Origin of the sequence: Stenotrophomonas sp. 3diitr2024 (assembly GCF_042136455.1) — a bacterium.
Lineage (GTDB): Bacteria > Pseudomonadota > Gammaproteobacteria > Xanthomonadales > Xanthomonadaceae > Stenotrophomonas > Stenotrophomonas sepilia.
This window is the reverse complement of record NZ_JBHHMJ010000235.1, coordinates 1-16,130: the sequence shown is the minus strand read 5'-3', so window position 1 is coordinate 16,130 and position 16,130 is coordinate 1. Positions and strand designations below refer to the sequence as shown.

The following is a 16,130-nucleotide window of genomic DNA, read 5'->3' as shown; positions in this document are numbered from 1 at the left end:
ACTGCGGCGCCGGCCGGCGATGCCGGCTGGGCGCCGCGCGCCGGGCAGGAGCGCCTTGAGCTGGCCATCGCCTACCTCGACCTGGGCGATGCCCAGACCGCGCGTACGTTGCTGCAGGAAGTGGCCGAGGGCGGCGACCTGCACTGCCAGGCCCAGGCCCGCGAACTGCTGGCCCGCCTGCCGTGATCGACCCTGCCGACAAGGACCCCGTCATGAGCCGCGAGCGCCGCATCGACTACGTTGAATTCGCTTCCACGGATCCTGCGGCCAGCCGCGCCTTCTTCGAGAAGGCGTTCGGCTGGTCGTTCGTAGACTATGGCAGCGACTACACCGCGTTCGACGACGGCCGCCTGCAGGGCGGCTTCTTCCGCGGCCAGCCGCTGCGGGCCAGCGATGCCGGTGCGCCACTGCTGGTGCTGTACGCTGACCAGCTGGCACCGATCGAAACGGCGGTGCTTGACGCTGGCGGTGAGATCGTGCGGCCGGTGTTTTCCTTCCCCGGCGGCAGCCGTTTCCAGTTCGTCGAGCCCGGTGGCAACGAACTGGCGGTGTGGTCCGAACGCGATCCGGCCTGAGCGCCGCCCCTCCCGCAATATCTGAGGTAGCACATGCGTTACGCGCTTGGCGTCGAGTACGACGGCAGCGATTTCAGGGGCTGGCAGAACCTGGGCGAGGGCGGCCCGAGCGTGCAGGCCAGCCTTGAGCAGGCCCTGTCGTCGGTGGCCGATTCGCCGCTACAGGTGGTCTGTGCCGGCCGCACCGATGCCGGCGTGCACGGCCAGTGCCAGGTCGTGCATTTCGATACCGACGTGGTGCGCGATCCGCGCGCGTGGATGCTGGGCACTACCACCCGCCTGCCGCGCTCGATCGCAGTGCGCTGGTGCGTGCCGGTGGCCGGGGATTTCCACGCGCGTTTCTCCGCGCGCGCACGCCGCTACCGCTACCGCCTGCTCAACCGCGAAGTGCGGCCCGCGCTGGACCGGCAGACCTTGAGCTGGGAGCGCCGCGCGCTGGACGAGACCCTGATGCACGCCGCCGGGCAGGCCCTGCTCGGCGAGAACGATTTCAGCGCGTTCCGTTCGGTGCAGTGCCAGGCGCTGCACGCCCGGCGTGAGCTGCAGTCACTGCAGGTCAGCCGCCAGGGCGAGGTGATCGAGGTTGCCGTGCAGGGCAATGCATTCCTTCATCACATGGTCCGCAATATCGTCGGATCGCTGATCCTGGTGGGCAGTGGCGAGAAGCCGGTGGAATGGATCGCCGAACTGCTGGCCGGGCGCGATCGCACCGTAGCCGGTCCCACCGCACCGCCGCAGGGCCTGGTGTTCCTTGGGCCCCTGTACCCCGACAACTGGCACCTGCCCGCCGAGGTCACGCTATGAGCCGCTCCTACTACCGCACACGCATCAAGTTCTGTGGCATGACCCGGGCCGGCGATGTCCGCCTGGCCGGTGAGCTGGGCGTGGACGCGGTGGGTTTCATCTTTGCCCGTGAAAGCAGCCGCCGGGTCGCTCCGGCCGAAGCGCGCGCGATGCGCCAGGCGATCGCGCCCATGGTCGACGTGGTGGCGCTGTTCCGCAACAACAGCAAGGAAGAGGTGCGCGAGGTGCTGCGCACGGTACGACCGACCCTGCTGCAGTTCCACGGCGAGGAAGACGAGGGCTTCTGCCGCAGCTTCAACATGCCCTACCTGAAGGCGATCGCCATGGGCGGGCGTGAAGAGATCAACGCCCGCACCCTGCAGCTGCGCTATCCCAGCGCCGCCGGTTTCCTGTTCGACAGCCATGCCCCGGGCGGCGGTGGCGGCACCGGCGTGGCCTTCGACTGGGGCCGGATCCCGACCGGCCTGCATCGCCCGTTCCTGCTCGCCGGCGGCCTGAACCCGGAAAACGTCTACGACGCGGTGCTGGCCACCCTGCCGTGGGGCGTGGATGTCTCCAGCGGCATCGAACTGGAGCCGGGCATCAAGGACGGCTACAGGATGCGTACTTTCGTCGAGGAAGTGCGCCGCGCCGATTGCACGGTTCTTGAGTGATTGTCGTCACTATTTGCCGTGATCTGGACCTGGATTTGAGCCTGCACGCATTCTTCACATAGGATGGTCCCAAGCGCGCCTGCCATGAGGGCCGGCGCGGGGATCGACGGGGCGCGTCCGGCGCGTCCCGAACGGGCGGCCGCCGCCCACAGCCCAGGAAGGCAAGCGATGCAGGAGTTCCTCACCGTCGTGTTCGGTTTCCCGACCCTGCCGTACAGCATCGTGCTGGCGGTGGCGGTGCTGTATTGGGCACTGGCGGCCTTCGGCCTGGTCGACGACGGGTTTGGCGATGCCGGCGCCGATGGGGCGCTGCATGGCGACCCACATGAGCTGCAGGGACTGTCCGCGCTGCTGGCGCGCTGGGGCCTGGGTGGGGTTCCCCTCATGCTTGTGGTGACGCTGCTGGGTTTCTTCGCCTGGATCGTCACCTATTTCGTCCATCTGTTCGTGCTGTTGCCGCTGCCGGACCTGCTGCGCTGGGCCATCGGTACGGTCGTGGCCCTTCTGGCGCCGTTGCCGGCGGTGCCGTTCACCGCGCTGCTGCTGCGCCCCGTCCGCAGGTTCCTGCTGCGCCTGCGCCCGGTGGCGCAGGCCTCGCTGCTGGGGCGTACCGGCGTGGTCGCCTCGCCGAAGGTGGATGCCCGCAGCGGTCACGCCACCTTCGACGATGGCGGCGCCGGACTGGTGCTGCAGGTGCGCAGCGAGATCGAACTGCAGCGTGGCGAGCGCATCGTGCTGGTCGAACACGTGGCTGATCAACACCATTACCGGGTGGTCCGCGCCGACGCGGTCGCCCTCGACTTCCAGGACAACCTGCTTCCGGGCAACAAGGAGAATCACTGATGACGTTGGCAACCATGGCCCCCTTCCTGATCGGCGTAGCCGTGCTGCTGGTCGCACTGCTCGGCCTGGCCGGCCTGTTCAAGGCCTTCTACCGCAAGGTCGACCAGGGCGTGGCCCTGATCGTCAACGACATGAGCTCCACGCCCAAGGTGCACTTCACCGGTGCGCTGATCATCCCGGTGCTGTACCGCGCCGAGCTGATGCGGATCAGCCTGATCACGCTGCAGATCGACCGCCGCGGCAAGGAAGGCCTGATCTGCCGCGACAACATGCGTGCCGATATCGCCGTGGCGTTCTACCTGCGGGTCAACGAGACCCAGGCCGACGTGCTGCGGGTGGCCAAGGCCATCGGTGCCGACCGTGCATCGGACAAGCATGCCGTCGACGAGCTGTTCAACGCCAAGTTCTCCGAAGCGCTGAAGACGGTCGGCAAGAAGTTCGACTTCACCGAACTGTTCGAGAAGCGCCAGGAGTTCCGCGACGAGATCATCGCGGTGATCGGCAATGATCTGAACGGCTATGTCCTTGAGGACGTGGCGATCGACTACCTGGAGCAGACCCCGAAATCGCTGCTGGACCAGTTCAACATTCTCGATGCGCAGGGCATCCGCAAGATCACCGAATTGACCGCCGCGCAGAACGTGGTGACCAACGAGCTGGAGCAGAACGAGAAGCTCGCCATCACCAAGAAGAACGTGGAAGCGCGCGAAGCGCTGCTGGCCCTGGAACGCCAGCAGGCCGAAGCCGAAGCGCGGCAGAAGCGTGAGATCGAGACCATCCGCGCACGCGAGGAGGCCGAGACCGCCAAGGTGCAGGAGGAGCAGCGCCAGCTGTCCGAGAACGCCCGCATCGAAGCGCAGCAGCTGATCGAGATCCGCGACCAGAACCGCCTGCGCGAAGTGGAAGTGGCCGAGCAGAACCGCCAGCGTGCCGTGGCCATCGAGGCCGAGCGCGTGGAGCGCGCACGCCAGCTGGAGCAGGTCACCACCGATCGTGAAGTGCAGCTGCAGGGCGTGGAGCGTGACAAGGTGGTCGAGCAGGGCAAGATGGACGTGGCCAACATCACCCGTGAACGCATCTCCATCGACAAGACCGTGGCGCAGGAAGAGGAGCGCATCAAGGAAGTGCGCGAAGTCTCCGAGGCCGACCGCCAGAAGCAGGTGCTGATCCTGGAAGCCGAGGCCAAGGCGCAGGAAGCGCTGGTGCGCGAAGTCAAGGAAGCGCAGGCGCGCGAGACCGCTTCAAAGCATCGCGCGGTGGAACTGACCACGCTGGCCCAGGCCGAGCATGAAGCGGCCGGCAAGCAGGCCGAAGCCAAGCGCCTGTTGGCCGATGCCCTGCGTGCCGAACAGGCAGCGCCGGGCCTGGCCGAAGCGCAGGTGCGTGAAGCTTCGGCGCTGGCCATCGAGAAGGTCGGCATTGCCGAGGCCCGCGTGATCGAAGCCAAGGCCGAAGCCAGCCTGAAGCAGGGCAGCAACGAAGCCCGCGTGCTGGCCGAGACCCTGCAGGCGCAGGCACAGGGCGAGGAAAAGATGGGCCTGGCCCGTGCCACCGCCACCGAGTCGCTGGGCAATGCCGAAGCCGGCGTGGTGCAGAAGAAGCTGCTGGCCGAGGCCGAGGGCCTGGTGCGCAAGTTCGAAGCCATCGCCTCGCTGAGTGACCAGGCACGTGGCCATGAAGAGTTCCGCATGATGCTGGACAACAGCCTGAAGCAGGCGCTGGCCTCGATCGAAGCCGGCAAGGAAGTCTCGCGCGAGAACGCCAATGTCATCGCCAGCGCGCTGCGCAACGCCGATATCGACCTGGTCGGTGGCGACGGCGGCATGTTCGAGAACCTGGTCAAGGCGGTGTCGCTGGGCAAGTCGATCGAAGGCTTCGCCGGCAAGAGCCCGATCGTGCAGGAGCTGATGCAGCGCTACCTGGGCGTGGCCGTGGCCGAACCGGCGCCGCGCCAGATCGCCGAGGATGCCGAAGCGGTACCGACCGTGTCGGCTACCGTGGTCGACAGCGCCCGTTGATGCATCGGGCGATGGCCGCCGCCATCGCCCGCCCGCGCCGGCCGCAACCGCGGCCGTCCGCCCGTGAGCCGGAAACCTGCTGATGTCTGAAACCCATCCGTCCGCCGAATCCACTGCGCCGGAGGCCGGCGGTAGCACCGTCGACCAGGCTGTCGCCCAGGGCGGCGCCTACGAAGTCCTGCGCCGCCGCCTGGCCGAGCAGGGCCAGCGCCTGCAGGGCCTGGCCGAAACGCTCAACCGCCAGCGCCTGGCCGAGTTCGGCGACAGCCGCCTGGAGGTGGTCGGGCGCTTCCGCATCCGCAGCGAGAACAACTGCGTCGGCCGTGACATCGTGCAGGTGGGCCCGGACCGCCTGCTGTTCGGCTACAACGTGTTCATCGGGCTGAAGACCCAGACCCGCATCGAAGATGTGTTCGGCCTGTACCGGCTGGTGCAGGGCAGCGACGGCTACGACGTCGCTGCGCTCGAGCTGAAGGGCAGCTTCCTCGACCAGCCCGGCTTCGTGCACGATTTCAACGAGCTGTATGCCTACTACAAGCACGCGCGCCTGCTGCAGCTGATCGTGGTCGGCGACAAGCTGCTGGCCTCGTTCCAGATCGGCGAGCGCAGCAGCGACGTGCGCGTGTTCCGCTGGGCGCTGTCGCGCGAGGGCGAGCTGACTTACCTGGATGCGCGCGGTGAACGCGATATCGCACTGCCGCCGCCGTTCGACTTCGAATGGACCCGGGCGACCCGCGACCTCGCGGTCAACGGCCGCCACTCGCACCTGAACATCCTCGACACCCTGTTCGTTGAGACCACCGGTGGCGACCTCACCATCAAGGTCGAAAACAACACCGAAACCGGACAGGGCATCTACAGTGAACCCGTGGAGGACAGCACGCAGTCGCTGGACGACGCCCAGTTCGAGTTCGCCCGGGTCGGCTCGCTGGTATTGCTGAAGGTGCTGCCGTACCGCGAGACCGAATGGCGCGGCCTGATCTACAACACGCTGACCGGCGGCATCGTGCGCAATGATGCGATCGTGCAGGCCTGCGTGCAGCTGCCCGAAGACCATGGCGTGATCTTCCCGGGTGGCTATTACCTGCAGGGCGGCGAGCACAAGGCATTTGATGCCTCGATGGCCGGCATGCAGTTCAAGCGCAGCATCCGTTCGCCAAACGGCGAGGACGTGCTGTACATCTTCTACGAGCGCGAAGGCGGGCGCTCGGCGCTGTTCGTCTACAACACCATCCAGCGCGTGCTGCAGAACCCGGTGTTCGGCCATGGCTACGCCTTGATGCAGGACGGGCGCATGGTGCTGTTCCATGCCGAGGGCAGCGAACCGACCCGCATCCATCCGATGCAGGTCTGGCAGACGCCGTTCAGCAGTGACGAGTTTGCCGCCAGCCGACCGCCCGGCAACACCTTCATGGGCCGCATCGGCAACGCCGAGCTGGTGCGCGGCATTTCCAACCTGTTCAACCTGGCGCGCGAGATCGATGGCCAGGACGTGTCGGTACAGCGCTACCAGCGCCTGGTGGCCGATACGCGGCGCCTGTTCGATGCGCACCACTGGCTGGGTGACGCGGCCTGCGATGGCGCCGAGGCACTGCTGCGGCAGATCAGCGCGACCGGCGAATCGGTGCTTGACGAGTACGAGAAGGTGCAGTCGATCCGTCAGCAATCGGCGCAGGCGATGCTGGAGGCCGAGGCCGCGCACAAGGCGCTGCTGGGCCGGCTGCAACCGCAGAACTGGAGCGAGGTGCAGGCCTTCGTCGAGGCCCTCAACGCGATCACCGCATTGCGCGGGCGGCTGCTGACCCTCCGCGAGCTGCGCTACATCGACACCGCGCGCATCGAGACGATGACCGTCGAACTGGTGGAGGCACAGGACCGTGTTGGCGCCGCCACCGGTGACTTCCTCGCCGGCGAGGAGGCGCTGGCGCCGCTGGCCACGCGCCTGCAGGCGCTGGACGATGCCGCGCAGCAGGCACAGACGGCGCGCCAGCTGGACGAGCAGTTGGAAGGCCTGCTTGGCATGGCGTCCGACCTGGACATGCTGTCCGAGCTGATGGCCGGCCTGAAGGTGGACGATGCCACTGCCCGCACCCGCGTGGTCGAGTCGATCTCGGTGCTGTACGGTCGCCTCAACCAGGCGCGCGCGCGTGCTGACCAGCGCCGCAGGTCACTCGGTTCGGCCGAGGCCGTGGCGCAGTTCGCCGCCCAGTTCGCGCTGTTCTCGCAGTCGATCACCAGCGCGCTGGCGCTGGCCACCGACCCCGAACGTGCCGACGAGCAGTTGTCGCGCCTGCTGGTCCAGCTGGAAGAACTGGAGAGCCAGTTCGGCGAACACGAGCAGTTCCTCGGCGACATCCTGAGCAAGCGCGAAGAGCTGGTCGAGGCCTTCGAAACGCACAAGCAGGCCTTGCTGGATGACCGCCAGCGCAAGGCGCGTTCGGTACTGGATGCGGCCAATCGGATCCTCGACGGCCTGGCCAGGCGCACCGAGCGCTTCGCCAACGCCGATGAGCTCAACGCGTTCTTTGCCGGCGATCCGCTGATCCTCAAGCTGCGTGAGCTGGCCGAGCGCCTGCGCACGCTGCACGACAACGTCAAGGCCGACGACATCGAGGCGCGGCTGAAGGGCGTGCGTGACCAGGCGGTGCGCCAGCTGCGTGACCGCAGTGACCTGTACGAAGCCGGCGGCAACGTGGTGCGGCTGGGCCCGCGCCATCGCTTCAGCGTCAATACGCAGGCACTGGACCTGACCCTGTTGCCGCGTGGCGATACGTTGGCCATCCATCTGACCGGCACCGACTTCCTGGAGACCCTGCACGACCCGGAGCTGGACGCACTCAAGCCGTTCTGGCCGGTCACCCTGGACTCGGAATCGCCCACGCTGTATCGCGGCGAGTACCTGGCCGGCAGCCTGCTGCTGGCCGCGCAGGAGGGGCGCGACGGCCTCGATCTGGCTGCGCTGCAGCACGACGTCGCGAACCCGGAAGCGCTGGATCAGCGCGTGCGTGCGTTTGCCGCACCACGCTATCGCGAAGGCTACGAGCGCGGCATCCATGACCACGATGCGGCACTGATCCTGCGTGCGCTACTGCCTTTGCAGCAGGCGGCCGGCAGCCTGCGCCATGCACCGCGGGTGCGTGCGCTGGCGTTGCTGTTCTGGGCCGCCGAGCAGCGGCGCGAAGCGGTGGCGCAATGGCCGGCGCGGCAGGTGGGCGCCGAGGCGCTGGCACGCCTGCTGGGGTCCGACGAAGGGCGTCTGGCGTTGCGCACAGAAATGGCCGAGACGCTGCTGGCGTATGCGCAGTCCCACGCGTTGCCGTTCGATGCCGATGCCGCGGAGGCTGCATCCGCCTATCTGGGCGAAGAACTGGCGGCGGGCGATCCGGTGTTCAGCAGCAGCCGCCACGCGGTGGCGCTGCTGGAGGCATTGGCCCAGCAGCTGGAGCAGGCGGGGCAGCGTGAGGCGGTCGAGCGTGCCCTGCAGCGCGGCCAGGATCCACTGGCTACGCGTTGGTCATTGGCTGGGCAGTGGCTGCGCGCAGTGGCGCGGATGCCGGCGCATGCCCAGCATGCCGGCTATGTCGACGAAGCCGCCGCGTTGCTGCTGGTGCAGCGCCAGTTGCGCACCCGTACCAGCGATGCCGCACTGCAGGCGGAGGTCAATGGCCTGCTGGGTGAACACGCACGCATCAGCAATGGCACGCTGGTGGTATCGCTGGATGATTTCCTGGCGCGCCTGCAGCAGCACCTGCGTCATTTCGTGCCAGCGTTCCATGCCTACCAGGCGCTGCGCCAGGGCATCATCGGTCGCGAGCGCGAGACCCTGCGGCTTTCCGAGTTCAAGGCGCGGCCGCTGTCCTCGTTCGTACGCAACAAGTTGATCAACGATGTCTATCTGGGCGTGATCGGTGACAACCTGGCCAAGCAGATGGGCACGGTCGGCGAGAACAAGCGCAGCGATCTGATGGGCCTGCTGATGATGATTTCGCCCCCGGGCTATGGCAAGACCACGCTGATGGAATACGTGGCGCACCGGCTGGGCCTGGTCTTCATGAAGATCAACGGCCCGGCGCTGGGCCACGAGGTGCGCTCGCTGGACCCGGCCCAGGCACCGGACGCAACCTCGCGGCAGGAGCTGGAGAAGCTCAACCTGGCGCTGGAAATGGGCAGCAACACCATGCTGTATGTGGACGACATCCAGCACACCCATCCCGAGTTCCTGCAGAAGTTCATCTCGCTGTGCGATGGCACCCGCCGTATCGAGGGTGTGTGGCGCGGTCGCACACGCACCTACGACATGCGCGGCAAGAAGTTCTGCGTGGTGATGGCCGGCAACCCGTACACCGAGTCCGGCGAGGTGTTCAAGATTCCGGACATGCTGGCCAACCGTGCCGACATCTACAACCTCGGTGACGTGCTCGGTGGCATGGAGGCCGCCTTCACCCTCAGCTACATCGAGAACAGCCTGACCTCCAATCCGGTGCTGGCGCCGCTGGCCACGCGCGACATGGCCGACCTGTATGTGCTGGTCGACCGCGCGATGGGCAAGGAGGTCTCGACCAACAGCCTCAGCCACGCCTACAGCAGCGCGGAGATCAACGAGATCACCGCCACCCTGCAGCGCATGCTGCGTGTGCGCGACGTGGTCTACCGGGTCAACCAGCAGTACATCGCCAGCGCCGCACAGGACGACCGCTACCGCACCGAGCCGCCGTTCCGCCTGCAGGGCAGCTACCGCAACATGAACAAGCTGGCCGAGAAGATCTCCCCGGTGATGAACGAGGACGAACTGCAGCAGTTGATCTCCGACCACTACCTGGGCGAGGCGCAGCTGCTGACCACCGGCGCCGAAGAGAACCTGTTGAAGCTGGCCGAACTGCGCGGCGTACTGGATGACACGCAGGCGCAGCGCTGGGCGCAGATCAAGCGCGACTTCCTGCGCAACAAGGCCATGGGTGCCGACGACAGCGATGTCGGCGGGCGCGTGGTGGCGCAGCTGGCCGATATCGCCACCGCGCTGCAGCTGCCATCGCCCGCGCCGGAAGCGATCCCCGTTGCGGCCCCGGCGCCGTGGCCGGCGCTGCTGGAGGCCCTGCATCGCCTTTCAGAGGCGCGTCCCGCCGCCGCGCCGGCGCCGGTCGTGGCAGCCCCCAGCGTGCCGGCCACGGCCCTGGCCGAAGACCTGCAGGCGGGCCTGGCGCCGCTGGTGGAGCTGCTGGCGGCATCGCAGGCGCAGCAGGTGCAGGTGTCGCAGACGCTGGCCGCGTTCGCCGGCTGGGCGCGACAGCAGGTCGAGCGGGGCACGCCGAGCGCTGTGGTGGCGCAGCGCGCGCGCGTGCGCCGCGCCGCGACGCCGGAGGAGCGGGCGCTGGATGAGGCGCTGATGCGCCACTTCTACGGCGAGTCATTGCCACCGGAAGACGGCGATGGCATGCCGGCATCCACGCCGAAGCCGCCGCCGCTGCCGTGACCACGCGCGTGCCACTGCCGCCACCGATGCTGCCGGATACGGTCGATGTCGCTGCGCTGGCCGACTATGGTGCGCCGTTGCTGCAGGCGCTGGCGCGGCGCGAAACGCCGTTGCCACCGGATGCGGGCGAGCGCCTGGTGGCTGCGCTTGCGCGCATCGCGCTGGCCCTGCAGGCCGGCAACCCGGCGCAGATCCGGCAGCAGGAAGGCTGGTGGGGACGGCTGCTGGGGCGCGATGTCGCTCGCGAAGCAGAAGGGCACGCGCTGCAGTCGCAGCTGGGCGTACTGGCCCTGCAGGCGCGTGAGCAGGCCCAGCACCTGCAGCAGCACATGCAGCTGCGGGCCATGGCCATCGTTGAGCATTCCACGGCGGCCGCGGCGCTGGACGGCTGGGCCGAACTGGCTGCGTCGCGGCTGACGACGCTGGATAGCGCCGGTCAGGCCGCGCTGTCGCATCGGCTGGACCATCTTCGCCGGCTGGCCTCGCTGCGCCGCCTGGAAGCCGGTCAATGGCAGCTGCTGCAGGACCAGGACAACATGCTGCTGCAACGCTTCGCGCGCATCCATGACGTGCTGCTGCCGGCCTGGCGGCAGGCTGTACTGGCGGGCCAGGCCGCTGCGGGCGCTGCGTTGGCTGGCAAGGCTGCCACGTTGCACGCACAGATCGATGACGAGGTGGCCGCGGCTCAGGCTAGACTGCCTTGAGCCGGCCGCCGCTGCCGCTTACCCAACTGCAAGGAGACTGCCCGATGACCCAGGACAGCCAGACCCCCGGTGCCCTCGTACCCGGCACGACCACCGCCACTGCGCTCGATGAAGGTGCGCTGCAGGCGCTGGGACTGGTACGCGAGGATCTGCCGCGCATCGCCGAGATCCGTCTGGAACTGGACGATCTGCGCCCGGGCAACCTGCAGGTGTTCGGCCGCGAAGCCGCCACGCGCACCGCAGCGTTCTCCAGCCAGTTGCTGGACCAGGTGCGCAATCGTGACCTGGATGCCAGTGGCGAGAAGCTGGGCGAAGTGGTGCGCATCGCGCGCAGCCTGAAGCTGGATGGCTTCGCGCAGCGATCGAAGGTGCCGGTGATCGGTGGCCTGATTGATCGCATGCGCGCCTCCAAGGGCGAGCTGGTGCAGAAGTTCAGCGACACCAATGCGCAGATCGAACAGCTGCTGGCCGACGTCGGCGTGCAGCAGGCGTTGATGGGAAAGCGCGTGGGGGAGTTCGACCGCATGCACGATATCGTCCGCGAAGAACGTCGTGCGCTCGGCCTGTATGCGGCAGCGGGCAAGCAGCGGCTGGCCGAACTGCAGGCCGAACAGCTGGCCGGGCAGGGCAGCGAGGACCCCCAGCAGCGCATCCGCCAGGGCGAGATCGACAATGCGATCCGGTTGATCGAGAAGCGCGTGTCCGACCTGCAGCTGATGCAGCACGCCGCCGACCAGTCGCTGCCGATGATCCGCCTGATCCAGGCCAACGCACTGCAGCTGATCGAGAAGTTCAACACCGTCCGCGACATCACCATTCCGTCGTGGAAGCGCCAGTTCGCCATCCAGCTCTCGCTGGGCGAACAGAAGGCTGCGGTCGAACTGTCCACGGCCATCGATGACGCCACCAACGAACTGATGCGTCGCAATGCCGACCTGCTGCGTCAGGCCTCGGTGGATACCGCGCGCAGCAACCAGCGCGGCGTGATCGACGTGGCCACGCTGCGCCATGTGCACGACCAGCTGATCGCCACGGTGGAAGAAGTGCGCAGCATCCATCGCGAAGGGATGCAGCAGCGGCAGCAGGCCGAAGTCGAGCTGTCGCGCCTGCGCGAAGACCTGCAGCAGCGCCTGGCCACACCGACCGCCAGCTGAAAAAAGGGGACGGAGGGAATTAAGTCGTTTGTGCCACTTGCGACTTAATTCCCTCCGTCCCCTTTTTGTTGTCAGCGGAGTTGCTGGCCCAGCCAGTCGGCGAGCGCATCCACGCGCGCATCAGGTGGTCCGTCCGGTCGCGCCAGCACCCAGAAACCACCGGTGGCGGCAAACCCCCACGGCGCGACCAGTCGCCCGGCGGCCAGGTCCTCGGCCACCAGTGGCTCGGGTGCGATCGCCGGGCCCAGCCCGGCCACCGCTGCCTCCAGCAGGTAGTACAGATGCTCGAAGGCCGTACCCAGCTGCAGCTTCGCGGGGTCCAGAGCGTGCGCCTGCGCCCACGCCGGCCACGCCTGCGGCCGTGAGCTGGTGTGCAGCAGCGTTTCCTGCAGCAGCGCCGAGGGCGGTACATGCCGCAGTCGCTGCGCGGCCGGATGCGAGGGGGCCACCACCACGCCGACCCGTTCCGGGGCCAGCTCACGCACCTGCCAGCCGCGGGGCCACGGCCCCTGCGCCAGCAGCAATACCGCATCCAGTGCCGCCTGTGCCTCGGTGAAGCTGCCATCCAGCGCTGACCATTGCAGGCGCACGCCGGGCAGGGCGGCCTGCAGCGCAGGCAGGCGCGGGATCATCCAGCGCGCCAGCACGCTGCCGCTACAGCCCAGTACCAGCGCCGGGGCCGCCGCCGGCCGCCGCAGTTCGCGCACGCAGTCTTCGATGCCGCCGAAGGCCTCGCTGCACGCTGCCTGCAGCCGCGTGCCCGCAGCGGTCAGGCGCAGGCCGCGACCGGCACGCTGGAACAGCGCCAGGCCGAGATGGTCTTCCAGCAGCTTCAGCTGGCGGCTGACCGCACCGTGGGTGACATGCAGGTCGTGTGCGGCGCGGCCAACGCCGCCGAGACGGGCGGTGGCCTCGAACGCACGCAGCGCATTGAGCGGCGGCAGCAGGGAACGGCTCATGTGAGATTTCCTGACGATATGCGCCAGATAATATCCATTTTCCGGTCAAGACCCGTGCGCTAGAGTATCCACCTGTCTCGAACCAGCGGTCGCTTCCATGTCTGCCTCCCCCATTGCCGACTACCACGCCTTCCCGGATGCCCAGGGCCATTTCGGCCGCTACGGCGGCAGCTTTGTTGCCGAAACCCTGGTGGGTCCGCTGCAGGAACTGGCCCAGGCCTATGACCAGGCCCGTCAGGACCCGGCATTCCAGGCTGCCTACGACCGCGACCTGGCCCATTACGTGGGCCGGCCGAGCCCGATCTACCACGCCCAGCGCCTGAGCGACCATGTCGGCGGCGCGCAGATCCTGCTCAAGCGTGAAGACCTGAACCACACCGGCGCGCACAAGATCAACAACACCATCGGCCAGGCGCTGCTGGCCGCGCGGATGGGCAAGAAGCGCATCATCGCCGAGACCGGTGCCGGCCAGCACGGTGTTGCCAGTGCCACCGTTGCCGCCCGCCTGGGCCTGGAATGCGTGGTGTACATGGGCGCCACCGACATCGAGCGGCAGAAGATCAACGTCTACCGCATGAAGCTGCTGGGCGCGACGGTGGTGCCGGTCACCTCCGGCTCGGCCACCCTGAAGGACGCGCTCAACGAAGCGATGCGCGACTGGGTGACCAACGTGCAGGACACCTTCTACATCATCGGCACCGTGGCCGGCCCGGATCCGTATCCGCGCATGGTCCGTGACTTCAACGCCATCGTTGGCCGCGAGGCGCGCGAGCAGATGCTGGCCGAGTATGGCCGCCTGCCCGATGCGATCACCGCCTGCGTTGGCGGCGGCAGCAACGCCATCGGCCTGTTCCACGCCTTCCTCAACGATCGCCAGGTCGAGATCGTCGGCGCCGAAGCCGCCGGCGACGGCATCGGCACCGGCCGCCACGCCGCATCGATCGCCGCCGGTCGGCCGGGCGTGCTGCATGGCAACCGCACCTATGTGCTGTGCGACGACGACGGCCAAATCATCGAGACCCACTCGGTGTCGGCCGGCCTGGACTATCCGGGCGTCGGCCCGGAGCATGCTTTCCTGGCCGATACCGGCCGTGCGCGCTACCTCGGCATCACCGATGAAGAAGCGCTGCAGGCCTTCCACCTGCTGGCGCATACCGAGGGTATCCTGCCGGCACTGGAGTCCAGCCACGCACTGGCACAGGCGATCAAGCTGGCGCGTGAGCGTCCGCGTGACCAGATCGTGCTGTGCAACCTGTCCGGCCGTGGCGACAAGGACGTGCACACCATCGCCGCGCGCGAAGGGCTGGTGCTGTGAGCGCGCTGCTGCGGAACAGCGGGGTGCTTCTGCTGGTGCTGGGCCTGGCCGCGTGCCAGCCGCCGGAACCGCCAGTGCTTGCGCCGGCTGCCAAAGCCACCGCGCAGCCCGCACAGCAGCCGGCCGCCAACGATGACCTCGACCCGATGGCGCGTACGCCGATCGTCGATCCGCCGTCTGCGGAAGAGAGCAACGGCGACAACGCCCCCGCCGTCGCCTCGGTGGCACTGGACCATGCCGGCGAAGTGCTGGTCGGCCAGCACATGGGGGACCTGAAGTCACTGGGGCCCTGGAAGGCACAGGGCGCGAAAGAGTTCTTCGAAGGCGACTGCGAGTACTACGACGGCAGGGGGTTGCCGCCGGGCGTGTCGATGATGACCGACGACGACCGCGTGGTCCGTTTTGATCTGAAGCCGGGCGACGACCCGGAGCTGCCGGTTGAACAGCCCGGTCCATTCGGCCTGCGCATCGGCATGACCCGTGCCCAGGCCATGGCGCAGTTCCCGAAGCCGCCGGTATCCAGCCCGCATGCCTACGACGGTGACCAGGGCGAGTACCTCACCTGGCAGGACCCGGGTTCGGACCTGGGTATCCGCCTGGAACTGTTTGAAGGGAAGGTCACCCGGATGTACTGGGGAACCAGCGATGCGATTGAACTGATTGAAGGATGTGCCTGAAATGCCCGTATCCCGACTCGATGCCTGTTTCCTGCGTCTGCGCGAACAGCAGCGCAAGGCGCTGATTCCCTTCGTCACCGCCGGTGATCCCTCGCTGGAGGCGACCGTGCCGGTCATGCACGCACTGGTCGAGGCCGGCGCCGACGTGATCGAACTGGGCGTGCCGTTTTCCGACCCGATGGCCGATGGCCCGACCATCCAGCGCAGCTCCGAGCGCGCGCTGGCGCGCGGCGCCGGCAGCCGCTACGTCCTGCAGGCCGTGGCGCAGTTCCGCGAACGCGATGCGCAGACCCCCGTGGTGCTGATGGGCTACCTCAACCCGGTGGAGATCCATGGCTACGCGGCCTTCGCCAAGGCCGCCGTCGACGCCGGCGTGGACGGCGTGCTGCTGGTCGACCTGCCGCCGGAAGAAGCGGGCGACGCCCAGCAGGCGTTCGACGCAGCCGGCCTTGCGCTGGTCCTGCTGGCGTCGCCGACCACCAGCGAGGCGCGAGCCGACAAGCTGCTGGCGCTGGCCCGTGGCTATCTCTACTACGTCAGCTTTGCCGGTGTCACCGGCGCGTCCGAGCGCCTGGACAGCGATGCCGCCAGTACCCGACTGCAGGCGTTGCGCGCGCGCGCATCGGTGCCGGTGGTGGCGGGCTTCGGTATCAAGGATGCCGCCAGTGCCGCGGCCATGGCCCGCCAGGCCGATGGCGTGGTGGTCGGAAGCGCGCTGGTGGCGGCGCTGGCAGAAGCGGGCTCGGCGGAAGACGCGGTGCAGCGCGCCCGGGCCTTCCTCGCCCCGCTGCGGCAGGCGCTGGACGCGTAACAGGACTGCCGGCCGCTGGCCGGCCTCCTCCTGATGGCTCGCGTGCAAGGGCTGCCGGCCAGCGGCGGGTACCGCCCAGCACCTAAACGTACGTCCCAGCATGGTTTTTTCCGGCTGCCCCGCAGCTGGGAAGGGGGTGCACGGGCG

The 16,130-nt window shown here is 68.1% G+C and carries 13 protein-coding genes; 12 read left to right on the top strand and 1 reads right to left on the bottom strand.

The features are described from left to right. The 9 genes from ABGA94_RS05325 to ABGA94_RS05285 all read left to right on the top strand — a co-directional run. On the top strand, positions 1-186 hold a 186-nt coding region (locus tag ABGA94_RS05325; RefSeq protein ID WP_375366594.1), incomplete at its 5' end, for a FimV/HubP family polar landmark protein. Between the two features lie 26 nt (positions 187-212). Continuing rightward, positions 213-575 (top strand): VOC family protein, encoded by a 363-nt coding sequence (locus ABGA94_RS05320; protein WP_005417973.1) that lies wholly within the window; start codon positions 213-215, stop codon positions 573-575. A 33-nt stretch (positions 576-608) separates the two neighbouring features. Continuing rightward, positions 609-1,379: a tRNA pseudouridine(38-40) synthase TruA gene (gene truA / locus ABGA94_RS05315; RefSeq protein WP_053500246.1), complete on the top strand. Its 771-nt coding sequence runs from the start codon at positions 609-611 to the stop codon at positions 1,377-1,379. Further along, positions 1,376-2,032 (top strand): phosphoribosylanthranilate isomerase, encoded by a 657-nt coding sequence (locus tag ABGA94_RS05310; protein WP_053500245.1) that lies wholly within the window; start codon positions 1,376-1,378, stop codon positions 2,030-2,032. Before truA ends, ABGA94_RS05310 begins: the two co-directional genes overlap by 4 nt. 168 nt (positions 2,033-2,200) lie before the next feature. Next, a complete protein-coding gene (locus ABGA94_RS05305) occupies positions 2,201-2,875 on the top strand; it encodes a hypothetical protein (RefSeq protein WP_375366592.1) in 675 nt (224 codons plus the stop codon). Then, positions 2,875-4,893, top strand: a complete 2,019-nt coding sequence (locus tag ABGA94_RS05300; protein WP_005417967.1) for a hypothetical protein — start codon at positions 2,875-2,877, stop codon at positions 4,891-4,893. Before ABGA94_RS05305 ends, ABGA94_RS05300 begins: the two co-directional genes overlap by 1 nt. Positions 4,894-4,975: 82 nt before the next feature. Beyond that, a complete protein-coding gene (locus ABGA94_RS05295) occupies positions 4,976-10,363 on the top strand; it encodes a DNA repair ATPase (protein WP_375366590.1) in 5,388 nt (1,795 codons plus the stop codon). Beyond that, complete coding sequence (locus ABGA94_RS05290) at positions 10,360-11,067, top strand: hypothetical protein (RefSeq protein WP_375366589.1); 708 nt, start codon at positions 10,360-10,362, stop codon at positions 11,065-11,067. Before ABGA94_RS05295 ends, ABGA94_RS05290 begins: the two co-directional genes overlap by 4 nt. Before the next feature lie 44 nt (positions 11,068-11,111). Beyond that, positions 11,112-12,221, top strand: a complete 1,110-nt coding sequence (locus tag ABGA94_RS05285; RefSeq protein ID WP_005417957.1) for a toxic anion resistance protein — start codon at positions 11,112-11,114, stop codon at positions 12,219-12,221. Positions 12,222-12,292: 71 nt separating this feature from the next. Here ABGA94_RS05285 and ABGA94_RS05280 read toward each other — a convergent pair whose 3' ends face one another. After that, positions 12,293-13,180 carry a LysR family transcriptional regulator gene (locus ABGA94_RS05280; RefSeq protein WP_005417955.1) on the bottom strand — a complete coding sequence of 296 codons (888 nt, stop codon included), beginning with the start codon at positions 13,178-13,180 and terminating at the stop codon, positions 12,293-12,295. Positions 13,181-13,277: 97 nt separating this feature from the next. Here ABGA94_RS05280 and trpB point away from each other — a divergent pair, with 97 nt between their 5' ends. From trpB to trpA, 3 genes are read left to right on the top strand one after another with little or no spacing between them, the layout of a single operon-like run. After that, entirely contained in the window at positions 13,278-14,495 is a 1,218-nt protein-coding gene (gene trpB / locus ABGA94_RS05275) for a tryptophan synthase subunit beta (protein ID WP_005417953.1), read from the top strand. Next, positions 14,492-15,172 carry a hypothetical protein gene (locus tag ABGA94_RS05270; protein WP_005417951.1) on the top strand — a complete coding sequence of 227 codons (681 nt, stop codon included), beginning with the start codon at positions 14,492-14,494 and terminating at the stop codon, positions 15,170-15,172. Before trpB ends, ABGA94_RS05270 begins: the two co-directional genes overlap by 4 nt. A gap of 1 nt (position 15,173) precedes the next feature. Further along, on the top strand, positions 15,174-15,983 hold the full coding sequence (gene trpA / locus ABGA94_RS05265; RefSeq protein ID WP_005417949.1) for a tryptophan synthase subunit alpha: 810 nt from the start codon (positions 15,174-15,176) through the stop codon (positions 15,981-15,983). The last annotated feature ends 147 nt before the right edge of the window (positions 15,984-16,130 follow it).